Annotated in this window: 19 protein-coding genes; 4 read left to right on the top strand and 15 right to left on the bottom strand. The window is 62.2% G+C overall.

What is annotated here, in order from left to right; genetic code table 11:
* The coding region (locus Q0K43_RS05350; RefSeq protein ID WP_297289529.1) for a DUF58 domain-containing protein at positions 1-486 on the top strand (486 nt) is incomplete at its 5' end.
* Positions 483-2870, top strand: coding sequence for a transglutaminase-like domain-containing protein (locus Q0K43_RS05345; protein ID WP_297289528.1), 2388 nt, complete (start codon positions 483-485; stop codon positions 2868-2870). The genes Q0K43_RS05350 and Q0K43_RS05345, both read left to right, overlap by 4 nt.
* 43 nt (positions 2871-2913) lie before the next feature.
* Here Q0K43_RS05345 and Q0K43_RS05340 read toward each other — a convergent pair whose 3' ends face one another.
* From Q0K43_RS05340 to Q0K43_RS05325, 4 genes are all read right to left on the bottom strand, one after another.
* Positions 2914-4824, bottom strand: a complete 1911-nt coding sequence (locus tag Q0K43_RS05340; RefSeq protein WP_297289527.1) for an LTA synthase family protein — start codon at positions 4822-4824, stop codon at positions 2914-2916.
* Positions 4825-4945: 121 nt separating this feature from the next.
* Positions 4946-5521 (bottom strand): ATP-binding cassette domain-containing protein, encoded by a 576-nt coding sequence (locus tag Q0K43_RS05335; protein WP_297289526.1) that lies wholly within the window; start codon positions 5519-5521, stop codon positions 4946-4948.
* Positions 5518-6312: an ABC transporter permease gene (locus tag Q0K43_RS05330; RefSeq protein ID WP_297289525.1), complete on the bottom strand. Its 795-nt coding sequence runs from the start codon at positions 6310-6312 to the stop codon at positions 5518-5520. Before Q0K43_RS05330 ends, Q0K43_RS05335 begins: the two co-directional genes overlap by 4 nt.
* On the bottom strand, positions 6287-7330 hold the full coding sequence (locus Q0K43_RS05325) for an ABC transporter substrate-binding protein (protein WP_297289524.1): 1044 nt from the start codon (positions 7328-7330) through the stop codon (positions 6287-6289). Before Q0K43_RS05325 ends, Q0K43_RS05330 begins: the two co-directional genes overlap by 26 nt.
* A 168-nt stretch (positions 7331-7498) precedes the next feature.
* Here Q0K43_RS05325 and Q0K43_RS05320 point away from each other — a divergent pair, with 168 nt between their 5' ends.
* On the top strand, positions 7499-7789 hold the full coding sequence (locus Q0K43_RS05320) for a hypothetical protein (protein ID WP_297289523.1): 291 nt from the start codon (positions 7499-7501) through the stop codon (positions 7787-7789).
* 140 nt (positions 7790-7929) lie between these two features.
* Positions 7930-9024, top strand: coding sequence for an LCP family protein (locus Q0K43_RS05315; protein ID WP_297289522.1), 1095 nt, complete (start codon positions 7930-7932; stop codon positions 9022-9024).
* A 195-nt stretch (positions 9025-9219) separates the two neighbouring features.
* Here Q0K43_RS05315 and Q0K43_RS05310 read toward each other — a convergent pair whose 3' ends face one another.
* From Q0K43_RS05310 to Q0K43_RS05260, 11 genes are all read right to left on the bottom strand, one after another.
* Positions 9220-10698, bottom strand: coding sequence for a UxaA family hydrolase (locus Q0K43_RS05310; RefSeq protein ID WP_297289521.1), 1479 nt, complete (start codon positions 10696-10698; stop codon positions 9220-9222).
* The gene (locus Q0K43_RS05305; RefSeq protein ID WP_297289520.1) at positions 10695-12197 is read right to left on the bottom strand and encodes a tagaturonate reductase; all 1503 of its coding nucleotides are present in this window, start codon (positions 12195-12197) and stop codon (positions 10695-10697) included. The genes Q0K43_RS05310 and Q0K43_RS05305 overlap by 4 nt, the downstream gene beginning before the upstream one ends.
* 59 nt (positions 12198-12256) lie before the next feature.
* Complete coding sequence (locus Q0K43_RS05300) at positions 12257-13279, bottom strand: sugar kinase (RefSeq protein WP_297289519.1); 1023 nt, start codon at positions 13277-13279, stop codon at positions 12257-12259.
* Positions 13272-13916, bottom strand: a complete 645-nt coding sequence (gene eda / locus Q0K43_RS05295) for a bifunctional 4-hydroxy-2-oxoglutarate aldolase/2-dehydro-3-deoxy-phosphogluconate aldolase (RefSeq protein ID WP_297289518.1) — start codon at positions 13914-13916, stop codon at positions 13272-13274. The genes Q0K43_RS05300 and eda overlap by 8 nt, the downstream gene beginning before the upstream one ends.
* A gap of 81 nt (positions 13917-13997) precedes the next feature.
* Positions 13998-15074 carry a mannonate dehydratase gene (uxuA, locus tag Q0K43_RS05290; protein WP_297289517.1) on the bottom strand — a complete coding sequence of 359 codons (1077 nt, stop codon included), beginning with the start codon at positions 15072-15074 and terminating at the stop codon, positions 13998-14000.
* 24 nt (positions 15075-15098) lie between these two features.
* Positions 15099-16712, bottom strand: coding sequence for a mannitol dehydrogenase family protein (locus Q0K43_RS05285; protein WP_297289516.1), 1614 nt, complete (start codon positions 16710-16712; stop codon positions 15099-15101).
* 141 nt (positions 16713-16853) lie between these two features.
* Entirely contained in the window at positions 16854-17405 is a 552-nt protein-coding gene (locus Q0K43_RS05280) for an amino acid ABC transporter permease (protein ID WP_297289515.1), read from the bottom strand.
* Positions 17406-17495: 90 nt separating this feature from the next.
* Complete coding sequence (locus Q0K43_RS05275; RefSeq protein ID WP_297289514.1) at positions 17496-18398, bottom strand: transporter substrate-binding domain-containing protein; 903 nt, start codon at positions 18396-18398, stop codon at positions 17496-17498.
* Positions 18399-18459: 61 nt separating this feature from the next.
* A complete protein-coding gene (locus Q0K43_RS05270) occupies positions 18460-19296 on the bottom strand; it encodes a sugar phosphate isomerase/epimerase family protein (RefSeq protein ID WP_297289513.1) in 837 nt (278 codons plus the stop codon).
* Complete coding sequence (locus Q0K43_RS05265) at positions 19293-20135, bottom strand: sugar phosphate isomerase/epimerase family protein (RefSeq protein ID WP_297289512.1); 843 nt, start codon at positions 20133-20135, stop codon at positions 19293-19295. Before Q0K43_RS05265 ends, Q0K43_RS05270 begins: the two co-directional genes overlap by 4 nt.
* Before the next feature lie 2 nt (positions 20136-20137).
* A partial coding sequence (locus Q0K43_RS05260; protein ID WP_297289511.1) for a cupin domain-containing protein occupies positions 20138-20542 on the bottom strand: 405 nt, incomplete at its 5' end.

Genomic DNA, 20542 nt, shown 5'->3' with positions numbered 1-20542 from the left:
CAAAACGACGGCACGGTACTCCGCCCCCGGCCCGGCGGCGGCCCCGGAGAGGACTATGACCTGCGGGAATACCGGGCGGGGGACCCCCTGCGCTCGGTCCACTGGAAGCTGTCCTCCAAGCTGGATGAGCTGGTGGTGCGGGAGACCCTGGAGCCCCAGCAGGCCGCCATCGTGGTAACTTACGACCACTTCGGCCCGCCCGAGGCGCTGGACCGTACCTTTGCCCAACTGTGCGCCCTGTCCCGCTGGCTGCTGGAGCAGGAGCGGCCCCACCATATCCAGTGGGCCGCACCTCTGACCGGCGTTACGGAGGATCGGGCGGTGGACTGTGAAAACGCTCTGCTGGCCTGCCTGGAACTGGCCTTCTCCACCCCCGCTCCGCTGGAAGGCCGCTCCATTCTGGACAGTGCCCTCCGGCTGCCCGGCAGCGGTAAGGTGCGCCATCTCCATGTGACGCCGGACGGCGTGGAAGGAGGCGGACGATGAAAAAGCATCGTATACGCCGCTCCAGAGGCCGGCCCCGGCCCCGACCGGGCTGGCTGGAGCTGCTCACCGGCGGTATCCTGCTCTTCCTGCTGCTGACCGGCTCCCTCTGGTCCTTCTCCTCCGCGGTGGGGCAGCCCCTTCAGATGTCTGTCTTTCTTGGCGGCTGTGTGCTGCTGACCGTCCTGCTCACCGTATTGTGCGCCCTGCCCACCCGCTGGATGCTGGCGGGTATGGCTGGAGTGCTGCTTCTGGATGGTCTGGCCGTCTGGCGGCTGTTCACCGCCATGCGTCTGGGCGAGATCGCCTACCGCTGCGCGGTGGTCAATACGGTATGCGCCAGTCTGGAACTGGACGGCTACATCCAGCCCGTCGTCCAACTGCCCGCCATTGTCTGGATTCGCTCCGCCACCATTTTGACGCTGGTGGTGGCCGTCGTACTGGCGGTACTGCTGGCTCTGGCAGTGGTGCGTTTCCCCTCCTTTTCCGTAACCTTCCTGCTCACCGGGCCCTTTATACTCGCTCCTCTGTGCATTTCAGTTACTCCCGCCTGGCTGCCTTTGATGGCTCTTATTCTGGGCTGGTGTGTGATGGGCCTGGGTTCCCTGGCCCGACGGTGGGACCGGCGGGGCGCCGCCCGACTTACCCTGTTGTCTTTCCCGGCGGCGGCGCTGCTGCTGCTCCTGCTCAACGCCGCTATGCCCCAGGCCACCTATCAGCGGCCCCAGTGGGCGGACGACGCCCTGGACTCCATCAACAACTGGGCAACTCATCTGAACATCACCCTCTTTGACGGCAAGGGTCCCTTCGGTTTTGGCAGCGGCGGCTCTTTTACCGACGCCGACGGCAAGGTGTCCCTGGACGACGCCGGGCCTCTGAACTACTCCGGCCGGACGGTGCTGGAGGTGGATACCGACCTGCGGGGACGGATCTACCTGCGGGGCTTCTCCAGTGCGGTGTACGACAGCGACGGCTGGGGGCCGCTGGAGGAATCGGACTATAATGACCTGGGCATCTTCTATTATCCCATTGGCGAGTACTCCGGCCAGTTCTCCCTCTCCGACCTGTCCAATGCTCTGGACGGCTACCAGCCCATGAACTTCCCCGCCCTGGCCGACCGGAACAGTGACCCGAACAAAGGCTACGCCAAGGTCACCGTCCGCAACGTGGGGGCCGATCCAGGCTATGTGTACGTCCCCTACCACATTCTGTCCCAGCCCAACGAGCTCAGCGGCGCCAAGTTTATGTACGACTCCTATCTGGCCCGGGGGGAGGATGTGTGGACCCATACGCTGTACGTCCAGCCCGGCTGTGATCCCATGACCGGAGCCCAGTTGCCGGAACAGGCCCGGGAGGCGGAACAGAGATACGCTTCTTTTGTCTATCAATACTATGGTGACATCCCCCGGGAAAGCACGTCCGCCGTAAATCAGGCCATATCCGACCTCTCCGCCCGCTTCCCCGCCTGCCTGGCCGGCGGGTGGGAGGGACAAGCACATCAGGAAATCCAGGCGCTGCTGGACAAGGCCCGGGGAGATTCGGCCCTCTACACCCGGGCGGAAGCCCTGGCCACAGCCAAGGCGGTGGCCGCCTATCTGGATAAGCTGGCGGAGTATAATCCGGACACTCCTACCACGCCGGAGGGAGAGGATTTTGTGTCCTACTTCCTCACGGAAAGCCACGAGGGCTACTGTATGCACTTCGCCTCTGCCGCCACCCTCATGCTGCGCGGCCTGGGCATCCCCGCCCGCTACGTCACCGGCTATGTGGCCGACGTGCCATCCTCCGGCCACGTCAATGTGAAAGACTCCGCCGCCCACGCCTGGGTGGAGATCTATATCGACGGCTACGGCTGGGAGCCGGTGGAGGTCACCCCCGCCTACGCCGGCAGCAATCCCGGTCAGAGCGGTACGGTCACGCCTACCCCCACGCCCACCGCAACCCCCACACCCACGCCCACTCAGACTGCCCAGCCTTCCGCCCGGCCCTCCGCCGCACCCGATGACGACAAAGAGGATCAGCCGGAGGCTGCCCCCCTGGATCTGCGCTTTCTCCTGATCCCCCTGGGGGTCGTCCTGGTGATTCTGGCCTTCCCCGCCCGTCGGGCCATTGGCCGGGCACGGCGGGAAAAGAAGTTCCGGCAGGAGGACACCAACCGGGCCGTCATTGCCGCCTACCTCCACTTGAAGCGGCTGGAGAAATGGGGCGGCCAGACCCCCGAGGAGGTCTTTGAGCTGGCCAAAAAGGCCAGATTCAGCCCCCACACCCTGACGGAAGAGGAGCGGCAGACCGCCGTGCAGGCCGCCCATACCGTCTCCGCTCAGGTGGACAAGGCCCTGCCCTGGTACAAGCGGCTGCTGTGCCGCTATATCCTGGGCCTCTGTTAAACAAAACGCGCCCCCGGAGGAAGTTCCTCCGGGAGCGCGTCTTCTATTCCGTCAGACTGAAGAAATGCTCCAGCCGGTTGGACTTGTCGAAGATATTGTTGTACAGCAGTACCTTGTAGGCCTCAATAGCCTCATCCAGCTGGTCGGGCAGCGTTTCGTTCTCCCCGTACCAGTTTCCTTCCGCATCCCGCACCCCCACGGTGTTGATGACCGGGGCGGTCTCCCACAGCTGGGACAAAAACTTCTGATAGCCGGTCATGGGCAGGTTGGCAGTGTCCATCAGCAGGGCGGACAGGTAGTTGAGGGAGAGTTCCACCCCATCCGCCTCCGGAATATCGTAGTTGGCCCACAGCACGAAGGGTACCATCTGCTTCTTCTGGGCCAGGGCGGTGTCCGGGTCCATCCCCAGCACGTCGGTGTAGAAGTTGGTGGCCACCTGGGGCTGGTGATCCCCAAAGAGGAGAATCATGGTGGGCTCTTTCACCTGAGAGAAGTAGTCGATCAGGTATTCAAAGGCCAGGTCGCTCTGATAGATAAGGGAAAGGTACTGGTTTACCGTCTGGAACCTGCCCTCCAGGCTGCCGGTGAGCCACACCTCCCGGGGCAGGTTGTCCCAGGACATCTGGTAGCCGGAGTGGTTCTGCATGGTGACGTTGAAGAGAAACAGGGACTCCCCCGCCTCCTTCTCCTCATACATCCGGATCAGGTTCTCATAGTCGCACTGATCGGTGACGTATCCGGATTTCTCATCTCCCCGCATATAGGTGCGGTTCTGGAAGTCACTTTCAAAATATACCTCGTCAAAGCCGTAGTCGCTGTACACCGCAGGCCGGTTCCAGCCGGAGGAGCGGTAAGGGTGGGCGGCAATGGTGTGGTAGCCCAGGGCCTTCATCTGGCCCACCAGGGTGGGGTCCCCGTCAGAGACGTACATCTGATAGGGCACCGTACCGGCGGGCAGGTAGGCGGTGGTATTGCCGGTGAGGAACTCATACTCCGAGTTGGCGGTGGTGCCGCCAAACACCGAGGAATAGGCGTAGCCCTTGATGGTGTTTTCCGTCAGGGAGCGAATAAAGGGCATGGGGTCCCGGTTGGTCTCCACCTCCGGCAGGACGCTGAAATCGGAGAAGGCCTCGTTCATAATGACGATGACGTTCACCGGCCGCACCGTCCCGTCCGGGTCCACTACCGTCACCGACAGATCGTCGCTGGTATGTTCCGTCCCCAGACTGTTCAGAGTCTGCTGGGAGTAGGTGTCCGGCTTGTCCACCTTCATGTACTTCATGCACACGGCAAAGTTGAGGAAAAGGCCGTTGCCCCGGGTGGTCCACATGGAGGGCTCGATGCCCAGTTTCTCCACCATACTGGTACCAAAAAACACCGACAGAAATACCACCGCCGCTCCCGCCGAGGCTCCGAATACCTTCCAGGAGAACTTTTTTCGGGGCTCGTTGGGCAATACCTTCATGGCCAGGATCACCGCGATCATGATGACCAGGGTCACCCACTGCCGCTGGGACAGGGAATAGTCGTAGTTGCCCGCCACGTTGGCGGCGGTACCCAGACTGAGAAAATCTCCGGGGAACAGGGTACGCCCCCGGAAGGCGATGAGGTAGTGGTTGGCGCACCCAAAGCCCCAGGCGATGCCCAGGCCCAGCTTTACCGCACCGCTGCGCCGGCCCCGGAGGAAGTAGAAGAACAGCTCCCCGAAGTAGTACCACACCAGATTCAGCAGGATCTGGGCGGGGGTAAAATCCTTCCAGGGGTCGTTATAATTCAGATACTCCACCATGGTGAAGGAGATCAGGGGCACTACGATCAGCAGAACCATAGTGGTCCACCAGTACTGCCGGGGACTCATGGCCAGTTTGGGCCACTTCAGCCGGAGGCGCCGCTTTGGGGGCGTCTGGGGCTCCGGTACCTCCTGCACCTCAGGCGTTTCAATGGTGTTGCTCATATTTTTACGCTGCCTTTACCAAAAATTCATGGTTCCCATTTTATCACAAAAAAGCGAAAGCGCAACGCGCTTTCGCTTTTTTTCATAAATCCTTAGAGATCCTGAAATCAACCCGAAAAAATCATGTCTGCCTGAGGGGCAGCCCGTCCAGGCCGATCACCCGGTCGCACAGGGCCACCGTCTCCCGCTCATGGCTGGACAGCACCACCGGCAGGCCCAATGAGCGCACCCGCTCCAAAATCCGGGCGGCCCGGGGGGCGTCCACCCCGGCAAAGGGCTCGTCCAGCAGGATCAGGCCCCCTCCGCAGGCCAGAGCCCGGGCCAGCGCCAGCCGCCGGCCCATGCCGCCGGACAGGGCGGCGGGATAGTGCTTCTCCTCCCCCTCCAGCTCCGCCAGGGCCAGCCAGCGGGAAACCTCCCCCCGACGCTCCCGGGGCAGCACATCGGCAATGTGCTGCTCCACCGTCCGCCAGGGCAGCAGCCGGTTCTCCTGAAAGAGGATCACCGGATTTGGCGGGGCAATTACTGTCCCCTTTTCCATCGGCTGGAGCCCCGCCAGCACCCGCAGCAGGGTAGTCTTGCCGCAGCCGGAGGGGCCGGACAGAGCGGTAACCCCCTCCGCCGGCAGTTCCAGGGAAAACCGGTCCAATACCGTCTTTTCCCCAAAACGCACGGTAATATTGGAGATCGATATCATGGTTTTCCCCCTCCCAGCCGCCGGAACAGGATGCCCAGAGCGTATTCCAGCACAAAACTCAGCACAATGACCACCGCCGTCCAGGCGAACAGGTCGGGGGTCTCCAGGGTGATTTTGGCCCGGTAGAGCTGGGTGCCGATGGCCAGCCTGGGCTGGCACAGCACCTCGGCGGCCACCCCCGCCTTCCAGGCCAGGCCCAGTCCGGTGGCACAGCCGCTGACAAAGTAGGGCCGCACCGAGGGCAGGTATATCAGCCGGAGTGTTTTGCCCCGTCCAAAGCGGTAGGCTCGGGCGGCCTCCAGCAGCAGGGGGTCGGTCTGGGCCACTCCCCGACTCACGTTGCCCCACAGCACCGGCAGCACCATCAGGCCGGACACAATGGCGGGCACCCAGCCGGAGGAGGGGGCCCACAACAGTACCAGTACGATGAAGGAGGCCACCGGGATGGCCCTTATCACCTTCACCGCCGGAGTCAGCACCCAGTCCGCCGCCCGGAGGGCGGAGGTAGCTGCTGCCACCAGAGCCCCCACCGCAACCCCTGCGGCAAAGCCCCCGAAAATACGGCCCAGGGTCACCGCTGCCGACTGCCAGAAGGCCCCCTGTCCCGCCAGAACCCACAGCCGCTGGGCCACCAGCAGGGGGTAGGGCAGCAGCAAGGCTCCGTGGCCATTGGTCCGCATGTCCACCAAAAAGGCCGCAAGCTGCCACACCCCCAGCCAGAAGGCCAGGGGTATGACAGCTCGCAGTAATTTGCTCGGTTTTACATTACGGGATGTAGTAGAAGGCGTCATCGGGGATGGAACCTCCGATCGAAGTGGGGTCGGCGGCAAAGAGTACCTCGTAGTAGCTGGAGATAGACTTCAGATCCTCCCCGGCGGCAAAAATCATGTTGGCCTGGGGGATGGCCGCAGTGGCAATAGCGGCTTTGGGCACGATGCTGTACTGCTCAATGAGCTGGCCGCCCTCCTCCGGGTTGTCCTTGATGTAGTTGATGGAGGCCTCATACTCCTGCAGGAAGGCTTCCACCGCTTCAGGATGCTCCTGGGCAAACTCAGTGCGCACCACCACACAGCCCATGGTGAAGGTGCCCTCGGCCCCGGACTGGATCCAGGCGTCGCTCAGGTCGACAGCGTCCCGCACGTCGCTGTTCTGCATCAGCACGGTGGTAGCGGCGGGTACAGGGAGCATACACAGGTCGATCTCACCGGAGGCCATCAGGGTGGTGACCTCCTCGCTGGTCTTCCACTGGATATCCACGTCGGTGTCCGGGTCCAGGCCGTTCTGGGTCAGCAGGTAGTCCAGCACATACTCGGTGTTGGTACCCTGGTTGATGGCGTAGATGGTCTTACCGGACAGATCGGCCAAAGAATTGACGGTATTGCCGTTCTCCAGGATGTGGAGTACCCCCAGCGTATTCAGGGCCAGCAGCTGCACATTGCCGGTCTTGTTGTACAGGTTGGCAGCCACGTTGGTGGGCAGGGCGGCGATATCCAGCTCCCCGCTGTTGAGCTTGGGCACAATATCAGTAGAGGGATCGGAGCCCATGGTCACATTGTAGTGGTTGACGGTCTCGCCGGCATCGTTGTCGGATAGCAGCTTGGCGGCCCCCATGCCGGTAGGTCCGTTGAGCAGTCCCAGGTTGATCTCAGTTCCCTCCTGGGCAGGAGTTTCAGACTGGGCGGGCGTGGTCTCCGCCACAGGGGTGGTCTCGGCGGGAGGGGTACTCTCCGCCGGAGCGGGATCGGAGGCGCAGGCGGTAAGGCCCAGCGCCAGGGCCACGGTCAGGCCCAGTGCAAGCAGTTTCTTCATGGTACCTCGTTCCTTTCTGGACCGCATGAGCGTTTGCTCTTCATACGGTCCAGTTTAGTGTACCATGTCCCCCAAAAATGTCAACGGGCAATTTCCCCAATTCTGGCCCCGGCGGACCGGGCGGGCCGGGCACGCATAGGATAAGGGGTGAAAAGGAGGTGTTTCCACATGAATCAACCAACCTGTCAGAAGGTCCAGGATCAGGAAGCCAGGCGGCGGGCCGCTGCCATTCTGGCCCAGAGCCGCCAGGAGGAACCGGCCATGAAACGGTACGCCCATCCCATCCCCTGCTGGAGCGGGTATCCCTGGCCCGCGCCCACGCCGGCCGGCGAGGGCACGGACCGGATACTGGAGGAGTTGGCCCGGCAGAATCAGCTGCTGCTGGATCTGCTGGGAGCCGTCAACGCGCTCACCGCCGCCACCCTCAGTATCCGCAGCCGCTTCGTGGGCGAACCATAAAGGTGCATCTGTCAAAAAAAGTGGAAATCCAGCGAACTTTTTCTTGCCTGCCGCCGTCTAATTCGATATAATGCGGTCATTCTAACCGCAGCGGCAAATACATACCCATGACTCCTATACCAAAGAAAGGCGTGGTCCCCATGGCCAAACGGCTGGCAAAAAAAGAAAAAATCCCTCTGACTCCCGGCCAGAGGATTGCCAAGATTCTGTTTATCCTTCTGGCGATCGTGGCGGCGTTGGTGCTGACCGGTATCGTCGTCTTCAAGCTGCTGGCCCAACCCCCCAAGATCGCTGAGGAGACGCCCCCGCCGGAGGACAGCGGCGCCGTTCTCCAGTCCCCCGATCCGGAGGAGAGCGCCCAGCCTGGCCGTCAGCGGAAGGAGTATACCTACACCTTCCTGCTGTGCGCCAGCGACCAGTCCAGCGGCAATGTGGATACTATGATCGTGGCCACTTATGACACGGTAAACCAGACCATAGCAATGGCCTCCATCCCCCGGGATACCCTGGTGGAAGGGGTATCCGCCAAGGGAAAGCATTTCTATAAGCTGTGCGGCATGTACCCCTATAATGGTATGGACGCGCTGAGGGATGAGGTACGCAAGATCGTGGGCTTCCCCATTGACTTCTATGTGAAGGTGAACACCCAGGGCTTTGTACGCCTGGTGGACGCGGTGGGAGGCGTCAATTTCAACGTACCCGTCCACATGTCCTACGATGACCCCGACCAGAACCTGCACATCCACTTTGAGCCTGGGATGCAGTATCTCACCGGCTCCGACGCCCTGAAGGTGGTGCGCTGCCGGAAAAATTCCGACGGCCCCGGCATTTATCCCCATAACATCTACGACGCCTATCCCGACGCCGACATCGGCCGCACCAAGACCCAGCGGGAGCTGATCATGGCAGTCCTGAAAAAGGCCATCTCCCAGCCCCTTAACCTGCCCACTTACTACGATATCTTTATGGAGAACGTGGATACCAACCTGAGCATCACCGACCTGGCCTTCTTTGCCGACAAGGGCCTGAGTTTCGACTTTGACAACGTGACCACCACCGTCCTGCCGGGGGACGGCACAGTCAAATACAAGGAGGGCTGGGACTGGTGCTACGAACTCTACCCTGACAAGGTGCTGGAGATTGTCAACACTTCGGGGCTCAACCCCTACACCACCGACATTACCGCCGACATGCTGGACATCACTCAGAGCGGCACCGTCAAGCAGCCCGACTGACACCAAAAAAGCAAGGGGCACTGCCGTCCCTCCCACTTCCAAACATCCACCGAGCAAATGCCAGGTTCCTCTGACTGCTCCTGATTCCAAAAAAAGATGACTGTTACAGCGTAATGCAGTAGCAGTCATCTTTTTTAGCAATGCGGCAAAGGATATTCAAAGTGCTGTATGCCACAAGGTCTTCTGTATTTCGTTTTATAGTGTTACTCCATCTTTAAAAATAGCCAGTCCTCGATATCCAGCCGCTTCACTTTTCGTACAGCTGCCTCCAGCGGTACGAAGCACCAGATGAAACAGGTGTCTGGCCGTCTGACCGATGCCCTCTCCCTCGGCTACCACGCCGGCATCAAAGTCAATCCATCCAGGCTTGCGGGCAGCCAGAGTGCGGTTGCTTGCGATTTTAAGGGTTGGCACAGGAGACCCAAAGGGCGTGCCCCGCCCGGTGGTGAAGAGGATCAGGTGGGCTCCCGCCGCACTGAGGGCGGTGGTGGACACCAGGTCGTTGCCCGGACCCCACAGCAGATTTAATCCGGGCCGTACTACCTGACCGCCGTAGGGTACCACACCCACGATGGGGGCGGTGCCTCCCTTCTGGACACAGCCGCAGGATTTGTCCTCCAGGGTGGTGATTCCCCCGGTCTTATTGCCAGGGGAGGGATTTTCGTAAACATTCTCTCCGTGGGAGACAAAGTAGTCCCGGAAACCCTGGAGCATCTCCGCCGCCTGACGGAACACCTCTTCGTCGGCACAGCGGCCCAAAAGCAGCTCCTCGGCGCCAAACATCTCAGGCACCTCGGTGAGAATGGTGCTGCCTCCCCGGGCCACCAGCAGATCGCTGAACCGGCCCACCACCGGATTGGCAGTGATACCGGACAGGCCGTCGGAGCCGCCGCACTTGAGGCCCACCACCAGCTTGCTCACCGGCACCGGTTGGCGCTGGAACTGAGCGGCATAGGCGGCACACTCCTCCAGCAAGGCCCGGCCTGCCGCCAGTTCGTCCTCCACCTGCTGGCACACCAGGAACTTTACCCGCTCCGCTGCCTCCGCTCCCAGATCCTCCATCAGCTGGCTGCATTGCAGGTTCTCGCATCCCAGCCCCACCACCAGCACCGCCGCCGCGTTGGGATGGCGGGCCAGTCCAGCCAGGATGGCCCGGGTGTTGGCGTGGTCCGCCCCCGTCTGACTGCACCCATAGGGGTGGGGAAAGGCATAAAGCCCCTCCACGCTCCCCCCCACCAGGTCCTGGTTGTCGGCCGCCAGCTGGCTGGCAATTTCATTGACACAGCCCACGGTGGGCAGTATCCAGATCTCGTTGCGGGTGGCCGCCCGGCCGTCGGGCCGCAGATAGCCCAGAAACTGCTCCGGCTCCTCCGACTCCAGAGCCTGTACCGTCGGGCGGTAGGAGAAGTGGGTGCGGGCGGACAAATTGGTGGTCATGTTGTGGGTGTGGACCCACCCGCCTGCCGGCACGGGAGTGGTGACCCGTCCGATGGCGCAGCCATATTTGTACACCAGATCTCCCGGCTTCAGCGGCACAAGCGCCAGCTTATGGCCCTGGGGGATGGACTCCGCCGCCGTCAGGGTCCTCCCTCCGACACTCACCTGCTCCCCCGCCTCCACCGGGGCCAGGGCCACCGCCACATTGTCTCCCATCTGAATCTGGATCAGCTTCATGCGTTTTCCTCCAGACAGGCGGCGTATGCGGCCAGCACCCCGTCGGCCCGGATTTTTTCCAGATCCGCCGTTACCGCCGCCGTCAGGCCGTCCACCGTCGTCAGGTCCATGCCCCACATCTGCTCATGGCTCAGGATGGCCCGCACCAGTTCCCCGGCGCTGTCTCCCCGGTGGGCCCAGCAGAACTCCAGCACCCACCGGTCATCGGAGACAGTGTAGGCTGTGCCGTCGCTCCGGCGGCAGGCCAGTCCCTGTCCGGTAAGCCCCTCCATGTGCCCGCAGTAGAACTGAATGGCCGCCGCCAGACTCATGGTGAGGCAGGGGGGCAGCTGTCCCGTCTGCCGCTGGTAGGCCAGCAGGCTGGGAAGGTTGCGGGCCCGCCACTTGGATACGGTGTTCAGGCAGATGCTCAGCAGGGCGTGGTCCACAAAGGGGTTGTCGAACCGGTCCTCCACTGCTTTGGCAAACTGCACCAGGTCGGCCCGATCCAGCTCCAGGGTGGGGATGATCTCCCGGTAGAGCATTTGCTCCAGAAAACCCCGCACCACCGGGTGGGCCATGCAGTCCCGGACGATATCAAAGCCCGCCAGGTAGGCCCCCGGCACAAAGCCGGTGTGCCCACCGTTGAGTATCCGCACCTTCCTGTGCTTGTAGGGGGTCACATCGGGCACCACCGGGCAGTTGAGTCCCGCAGCCCGGAAAGGCAATTTGTCCGCCAGCCACTCCGGCCCCTGGATGACCCAGACGCCGAACACCTCCCCCACATCCAGCAGGGGGTCAGCGTAACCCAGCTCCGCCTCCAGTTTATCCTGCTCCGCCCGGTCCCGGATACGGCCGGGTACGATGCGATCCACCAGGGTGGAGCAGAAGGTACACCCCTTGAGCCACTCCACAAAGGTCTCCTCCAGCCCCCACTGGGCGGTGTGGCGCTCCACACAGTCCTGCAGAATCGTTCCGTTGTTGTCGATCAGCTCACAGGACAGGATCACCAGGCCCGGCTGCCCGGCCTGCCAACGGCGGTACAGCACCTGGGTCAGTTTGGCGGGGAAGGAGGCGGGAGGCTGATCCTCCAGCTTGCAGGTGGGGTCGTAGACGATGCCCGCCTCGGTGGTGTTGGACACGATATACTCCAGTTCCGGGGAGACAGCCACCTCCAGCATGGCTTGATAATCCTCCCCTTCGTAGGGGTTGAGGCAGCGGCTCACCGCTGAGATCACCCGCCGTCGGTCCACCGGCTGGCCGTTCTCCCGTCCCCGCAGGCACAGGGTATACAGCCCCTGCTGGGCGTTGATCTCCTTTGCCAGGCCCTGGGGGATGGGCTGGACCAGCACACACTTACCGTTCCATCCCACCCGCTCGTTGGCCAGATCAAACCAGCAGTCGGCAAAGGCCCGCAGGAAGTTGCCCTCGCCAAACTGGAGTACCTTTTCCGGCGTCTGTTCCAGCACATAGCCGGTGTAGCCACTCTCCTTCAACATCTGATAATTCAATGGTTTCATCCCGACCCTCCTTTGAAACAGACAGCTGGACCAGATGGTCCAGCTATCCATTTTTTCTGTTACCGCTGTACCCGGCCGGAGCCGTCGCCGCCGGCCAGCTTCTCCACCTCGGCCACGGTGACCCGGTTGTAGTCTCCCTCCACCGAGTGCTTCAGGGCGGAGGCCGCCACTGCAAACTCAATGGCGTTCTGAGAGGACTTACCGGACAACAGGGCGTAGATCAGCCCGGCGCCAAAGGAATCGCCGCCGCCCACCCGGTCCACGATGTGGAGGTGGTACTCCTTGGAGAAGCAGCAATCCTTGCCGTCGTACAGCATTCCGGCCCAGTCGTTGTCGCTGGCGGAGATGGAGGTACGCAGGGTGATGGCCACCTTCTCAAAGCCGAACTTTTCCATCAGCTGCCTGGCCACGCTCTCATAGCCCGCCTTGTTCAGCTTGCCGCCATAGATATCGCTGCCCTCGGCCTCGATGCCGAACACATCCTTGGCGTCCTCCTCGTTGGAGATGCACACATCCACATAGCGGCACAGGTCGGTCATAGCCGCCCGGGCCTGGTCCCGGGTCCACAGCTTGCCCCGGTAGTTCAGATCGCAGGAGATCTTGACACCCCGGGCCTTGGCAGCCTCACAGGCCTGACGGCACAGCTCCACCAGATTGGGGCCCAGAGCAGGGGTAATGCCGGTAAAATGGAACCAATCGGCCCCCTCAAAGATGGCGTCCCAGTCAAAGTCGCCGGACCGGGCCTCGGCAATGGCGGAGTGGGCCCGGTCATAGATGCACACGCTTCCCCGCTGGGATGCTCCCTTCTCCAGGTAGTAGATGCCTACCCGGTCGCCGCCCCGGACAATCTTGGAGGTATCCACCCCAAAGTACCGCAGAGAGTCCACGGCAGCCTGACCGATGGCGTGGGCAGGCAGCTTGGTGACATACACGCTGTCCAGGCCGTAGTTGGCCAGGGAGACCGCCACGTTGGCCTCGCCGCCGCCGAAGGTGGCCTGCATCTGGTCATTCTGGAAGAAGCGGTAGTAGCCGTTGGGGGCCAGACGGAGCATCAGCTCGCCGAATGTAACAACTTTAGCCATTTCGTACCTCCTTGACGATGGCCACCGACTGCTGACACAGTGCGGTGATCTCGTCCCACTTGTGATTGTCAATGAGATCGGCGGTGACCATGTAGGAGCCGCCGCAGGCGCACACCACCGGGCTGGACAGGTACTCCCTCAGGTTTTTCAGGGAGATGCCGCCGGTGGGCATGATCTTGAACATGGGGAAGGGGGCGCTCATGGCCTTGATTTTGGAAAGACCCCCGGACTGTTCCGCGGGGAAGAACTTCAGTACCTCCAGCCCCAGCTTGTAGGCAGTATGGTAGTCGGTGGGGGTGGTGCAGCCGGGGAACACAGGCACACCCTTGCTCTGGCAATAGGTCACAATGTCCGGGTCCAGGCCGGGGGTAACGATGAATTTGGCGCCGGCCTCCAGAGCCTGATCCACCTGATCGGTGGTGAGAACGGTACCCGCCCCCACCAGCATCTCCGGGCAGGCCTCGGTCATAAGGCGTATGGCCTGGGCAGCTCCGGCGGCCCGGAAGGTGACCTCCGCCACCGGCACCCCGCCGGCACACAGGGCATGGGCCAGCGGAGCGGCGTCCTCCTGGGGATGGTTGAGTTTAATGACCGGCACCACGCCGATCTCAGAAATACGCTTGGAAATGGCGTCCATAGTTATGCCTCCTGTTTTCTTCACAAAGAAGGGGCGCGTCCGGCACGCGGCTTTCGCCCCGGCCGGACGCGCCGCCCACTGTTATCTGTGGTCTTTTTCAATGGCCTCCCACAGGCCGTTGAGATAAGAAGCGCCCAGTGCCCGGTCAAACAGGCCGTAGCCCGCCCGTCCCTTCTCATCCCAGATCATCCGGCCGTGATCGGGCCGGACATAGAAGTCCATCCCCACGTCGTAGTAAGCCTTCATGATCTCGTACAGATCCAGGCTGCCGTCGGCAGAGAAGTGAGCCGCCTCCTCAAACTGGCCGGGGCCGGTAAACTTGATGTTGCGGACGTGGGCAAAGGGGATGCGACCCTGACCGCCGAATTCCCGCACCAGGGCAGGGATATCGTTGTTGGGATTGGAGCCCAGGGACCCGGAACACAGAGTCAGGCAGTTATAAGGGCTGTCTACCAGGTCCAGGATCTGTCGGATATCCTCTCCGCTGGTGTAGATCCGGGGCAGGCCGAAGATGTCCCAGGGCGGATCGTCGGGGTGAATGGCCATTTTCACGTCGTACTGCTCGCAGACGGGAATGATGGCTTTCAGGAAATAAGCCAGATTGTTGCGCAAATCCTGGTGGGACACGCTGGCGTACTGGGCGAAGAGGGATTTGATCTCCGCCATACGCTCCGGCTCCCAGCCCGCCATCTCAAACTCCCCCGCTCCCTGCTGAATCTGGTCGGCAAAGGCCTGGGGATCGGTGATACGGTCGATAACCGCCTGGTCATAGGCCAGCACGGTGGCCCCATCGGGCCGGGGCTTGAACAGGTCGCTGCGGGTCCAGTCGAACACGGGCATAAAGTTGTAGCAGATCACCTTGACCCCCGCCCTGCCCAGACGGCGGATGGTCTCCTGATAGGCTTCGATGTACCCATCCCGGCTGGGCAGGCCCAGCTTGATGTCCTCGTGGACATTGACGCTCTCAATGACCTCCATCTCCAGGCCCGCGTCATTGACCTCCTGCTTCAGAGCCTGGATGCGCTCCTCCGGCCAGAGGGCCCCTGCGGGCATATCCATCAGGGAGGTGACCACACCGCTCATGTTGGGAATCTGCTTAATATAGCGCAGCGGGATAGGATCCATCTGGCTCCCATACCAGCGAAACGTCATCTTCATGACTATCTCTCTCCTTGTACTCCGTCAAAGCGATAAATAATGCCGCAGAGCGGCACGCACCGCGCCCGGTCCGGCCAGCATGGCCCGGAAGGCCTCCTCTGCCTTCCCGCCCAGGTCGGACTGATACAGGTCCACGCCGAAAATGGCGGCGTTGGACAGGATGGGTTTAAGCTGATTGGTACAGGACTCCGGTTTGCCCAGAGTGATCCCGGTCAGATAAGACTGGAGCTGAGCCACCAGGGGATCGGGGCTCACCGGCATCTCCCCGCCCTGGTCGTCCAGGCCCAGCAGGTACCGGCACCAGCCCGCAAACACCAGCGGGATATACACCAGACCGGACAAATCCAGGTCGGGCCGCTTCTCATACCGCTGTAGGGTGCCGCCGTAGCGGACAGGGATCTTCTGGGAACAGTCGGCGGCGATGCGCTGGGGGGTATCGGGTATGGCAGGATTGGGGAATCGCTTGTTCAGTACCTCGTCGATGAAAGCCCGGGGACTGAGGATGCCCGGGTCCTCCACCACCGGCAGACTCTCGGCAGCGATACGCTCCACCAGAGCCTTCAGGTCGGCGTCTCCCATCTCGGCGGCAATGGAGGTGTATCCCAGCAGGCACCCGAACACCGCCAGAGCGGTATGGAGGGGATTGAGACAGGTACCCACCTTCATCTTCTCCGCCTTCTCCACAGTGGTCCGGTCGGTGAGGTACACTCCCGCCCGCTCCAGGGCGGGCCGTCCGTTGGGGAAGGTATCCTCCAGCACCAGATACTCGGTGACCTCCGCGTTGACGAAGGGGGCGATGAGGGTGCCGGTATTGGTTTTGCTGATGGTCATATCCGCCAGGCCCAGGCCCTCCAGCTCCTGCTGTACCTTCTGGGAGGGGTGGGGGGTGATCTTGTCGATCATGGACCAGGGGAAGGTCACCTTACTTCTGTCTCTCAGCCAGGTCAGGAAGTCCTGGGGTACCAGACCGCGCTCCAGCCATCCGGCGGCGATGCGCTCCACCGCGTCCTGGAGCTTTTGACCGTTCTGGGCACAGTTGTCCATGCTCACCATAGCGATGGGAGCGCCCCCGGCCTGGAACCGGCGGTAGAGCAGGGCGGCGGCGATGGACATGGTATGGCGGGGACAGTCGGGCCCGCTCTCCAGATCCCGCTCCACCACCGGCAGCAGATCGCCTTTCAGCCCGGTGAGGGCGTAGCCCTTTTCCGTGATGGTGAAGCTGGCCATTTGCAGGGTGGGCGACTGGAATACCTTTACCAGTCTGTCCCAGTCGGGGCCCTGGCAGTCGGCCTTCAGGCCGCCGGTCACGCTGCCGATCACCTCCATCTGATTGGGGCAGTCGGCCGCCATGCGGACCAGCAGGCTCAGGCTGTCGTAGGGGGTATAGACATTGTCAATGATCTGAAAATCAAAGGATTCGGCGGCAATGATACCGGTATCAGCCGCTCCGGTATGCAAAAGGGTCTGCTGCGCGGCGGCCAGGAAGCCCCGGAAGATGTTGCCCGCGCCAAAATGGACCCAGGCCGGTTTCTCCCAAGTGCGCTTACGCACCGCCTGCACGTCGTACCGGGGAAGGGCGATACCCGCCTTCTCCCAGGCCGCGGTGTCCCGCAGTCCCTGTGTATTCAAATGTAACATGAGTAATTGCCTCTCTTATTTTTACGCTCTGGTATCCACCAGATGCTTGCCCAGCTTCTTCTCCAGCATACTCTGCAGCTGCGTCAGGACGGTGCTGAAGATCAGGTAGACGACGGCTGCCTCACAGTAGAAGAGCAGGGGCTAGAATTTGATGGCAATGATGCTCTTTGCAGTCATCATAATCTCGGCCACGGTGATGGTGGACACCAGGGAGGTATCCTTCAGCAGGCTGATGAAGGAGTTGCCCAGGGAGGGTACCGCCACCAGAGCGGCCTGGGGGATGATGACCTTCCGCATGGTCTGCAATTTGTTCAGGCCCAGAGCCCGGCAGGCCTCAAACTGGCCTTTGGGGATGGAGCCCAGGGCGGCACGGATGACTTCGGAGTTATAGGCGCCCTGGCTGATTGTGAGGGCCAGAATGGCCGACGGAATGGGATCCAGGACCAGCCCCACCGAGGGCAGGCCGAAATAGATTACATAGATCTGGACCAGCAGAGGAGTGCCGCGGATGACCCAGACCACAAACCAGGCCACGGCCTTAAAGGGCGCGATCTTGGACATACGCATCAGCGCCAGGGCAAAGGCCAGTACCAGGCCTATGGCAAAGGATACCAACATGAGCGGGACGGAAATCAACAATCCGGCTTTAAACATGGGCCAGAAAGAGTTTATCAGCAGTTCCAGTTGTTCCACAGCGGCCCACCTCCTTCGAGTGTAATAAGTATTGAAGTTGATCGGGGCGAGGGGACTGCCGGCGGCAGTCCCCTCTGCCTCTGTTTGTGCTTACTTCTGGTAGATGCTGGTGCTGTCGGCCACGGCCTCACCGAAATACTTCACGGTCAGGTCGTACAGGGTGCCGTCGTCGATCATGCTCTGCAGAATCTCGGAGACCTTGTCGCACAGCTCCTGGTCCTCCTTGCGGAGCATGGCGGCGGACTCGATCTCGTAGCGGTTCTCTTCTTCGGGCTCATAGGTAGCCGCAATCTTCACGTTCACGTCGGGGCGCTCGGCCATGTAGGCATCCACAGCGGCCACGTTGTTCACGTGGGCGTCGGCCCGGCCGGTGTTGAGCTGCTCCATTGCGGCAGTCAGGTCGCCGTCAGCAGTGGTGGCGCCATAGCGCTGGGCAATCTGGCCGGCGGCGGAGGAGGGGGAGTTGATGCACAGCTTGCCGTCCAGATCATCAAAGGAAGTGATCTCTGTGTTGTCGCCGTTGACCACCAGGCAGTAGGGGTTCTCAGCGTAGGCGATGGTGCAGGCATACTTCTCCTGGCGCTCGGGGTTGGGGTTCACGCCGCAGATGACGATGTCATAGCGGGCGGCGTCCAGACCGGCCAGCACGGGGTCCCAGCTGTCGGAGATCTGGAACTCGGCCTCCACGCCCAGGCGGGCAGCCACTTCCTTGGCTACCTCAACCTCGAAGCCGGTGAGGTCACCGGTGCCGTCCTCGTTGTACACATAGGGGATCCAGTTGCCTTCGGCGCCGATGGTCAGCTTGCCGGCGTCCAGGACACGCTGCAGGGAACCGTCGCCCTCGGTCTGAGCCGGGGTGGTCTCGCTCTGGGCGGGGGTAGTCTCATTCTGAGCGGGAGTGTTGGCACTGCCGCTGCCGCCGCTGCCGCAGGCGGCCAGGGAAAAGACCAGTGCAAGAGAGAGGATCGAGGGGATCAATCTTTTCAGCTTCATGATGTTCACCTTTCCTTACATTTGATTTCATTTACCGATGGGGCGCATCGGGAAATAACGCTCAATCCTCCAGGAACCGCTCCAGTACCCGGAGGTTTTTCCGGTCTGCCTGGAAGGGGTCGGAGAAGTAGTGCTCATCCGCCACCTCCTGCACCAGGTAGCCGGTATAGTTCCATTGGTTCATGATTTGAATCTGTTGGGACAAGGAGGTGTTGCCGTCTCCCCAGATGTTGTGGAGCCAGGGGTCGCCGTCCAGAAAGTGCATATGGATCAGGTCCGAGCCGAAAGCCCGGAACCAGTCCTCCAAGCTCTCCCCCGCCGCTCCGGTGGCAATGTTGTCCACCATCATTTTCAGGCTGGGGTGATCCACCTCCCGGTACATCCGCACAGCTCGTTCCAGGTTGTAGACCAGGTTGCTCTCATCGTCCCGCAGGGATTCCATCACCAGGTTCACGCCCAGGGGTTGGGCCACCCTGCACAGACGGCAGAGATGATCCCGGCACCGGTTCCACATGGTGTCCTGGTCCTCCCCCAGATAACCCCAGCCGGAGTTGACCACCACCCGGTCGGCGCCCAGCTCGGCAGCCAGATGGATGGCGTTGGAGAAGTAGCGGAAGGAGTATTCCAGCTGCTCCCTGTCCTGGGCCGCGTACTGGTACTGGTAGGCCATGCTGGGGGCGGTAATGGATACCACCTTCACGCCGTGGTCCTTCAGCTTGCCCTTCAGTACCGATACGTCATCGTAGCCGGTGTGGTCCAGCCAGAAATGAGAAGCGCCACACCACAGCTCGATCTGACGAAAGCCCAGCTTCTGCTGGCAGTCCAGGAAGTAGTCCAGAGAGAACCGGCGGTAGTGCTGGTTCATGTTCACCAGCTGGTCGCGTCGGATACCCTTCATGTCCTCCCCCCTGTTCTCAGCGCCGCCAGGACCTGCCTCAGCGGATGGCCGGGCCTGTCCACATAGCGCTCGCCGGGCAGCAGCAGGGAGAGTTCTCCCCGGTACCCTGCCGCCTCCAGCTGTTCCACATAGCGGTTCAGGGGCAGACATCCCTCCCCCCAGGCCCGCCAGCCGTGGTAATTGCCGTCGCACAGCCGGACCAGATCGGTGCAGGTCCCCAGCCGGGCAAACCAGCCGGGGATATCGTCTCCCCACACACTCATAGCGTTGGTATCCAGACAGGTCCCCAGCCAGGGGCTGTCCACCCGGCGGATCATGCCCAGGATCTCCTCCGCCGGCCCCAGCACGGGAGACTGGGCGGCCAGAGGGGCGTCTGGGCCCAGCACCGGCATGAGCAGCAGCTTCACTCCGGCTGCCGCCGCAGTGGGACACAGCCTGTCCAGCAGCTCCGCCGCCTGGTCCAGCAGCCGGCCCCGTTCCAGGTCCCAGCAGGCCCCCTCCGCCCCCAGCACCACCCGGTCAGCCCCCAGGGAGGCCGCCAGCAGGATACAGCGGCGGTAATAGTCCAGAGTGGCCTGCCGCTGCATCCCCGCCGAGGCGGTGATGGAATAGCGGTAGGGCGGCGGGGTGACCACCGCGGCCCGCAGGCCTCTCTCCTCCAGCATCCGCCGGAGGGCGGCGGCGTCCCCCATCTCAGCATGACTGCACCAGAAATGGGGCGTCTGGGGTACAAAGTCCAGGGCCGTCAACCCAAGCTCCGCCAGTTCATCCAGACAGGCCTCCAGGGGCACATGGCTGTAGGTGCTGTTGGAGCCCAGCAGCTCCCAATTCCGGGCCATCCTTACTTGATCTCGCCGGGATAGCCGTTCTCACACAGCTCGAACCACACATAGGCGAACTTCTCGCCCTCGGCGCACTCGCTGCCGTGGTGGGAGCCGTGGGGGGTGTAGGTCACGTCGCCGCCCACCACATGGATCTTCTCGTCCTCGGCGGTGTAGGTGAAGGAGGCGCCGGGCAGCATGATGTACCACTGCTCCAGCTCGTTGTGGATGTGCTGGCCGATGTAGTTGGGACCGGTGCCGAAGTTGGCGCCCATAGACAGGCGGCCCAGGTTGCGGTGTTCGATGAGCATCATCTGCTGGATGTCGGCGCCGGTGAAGTCCTCCTTATAATGCCAGGCCTGGGACACACCCCGGAACCGGGGCAGAGTCAGGTGGGACTCCTTCAGGCAGGTCTTGTCGTAGTC

It is taken from the genome of uncultured Flavonifractor sp., from assembly GCF_944383115.1.
In the GTDB taxonomy this organism is placed as follows: Bacteria; Bacillota; Clostridia; order Oscillospirales; family Oscillospiraceae; genus Flavonifractor.
The sequence above is the reverse complement of the archived record's forward strand: the minus strand, read 5'-3'. Positions and strand labels throughout refer to the sequence as shown.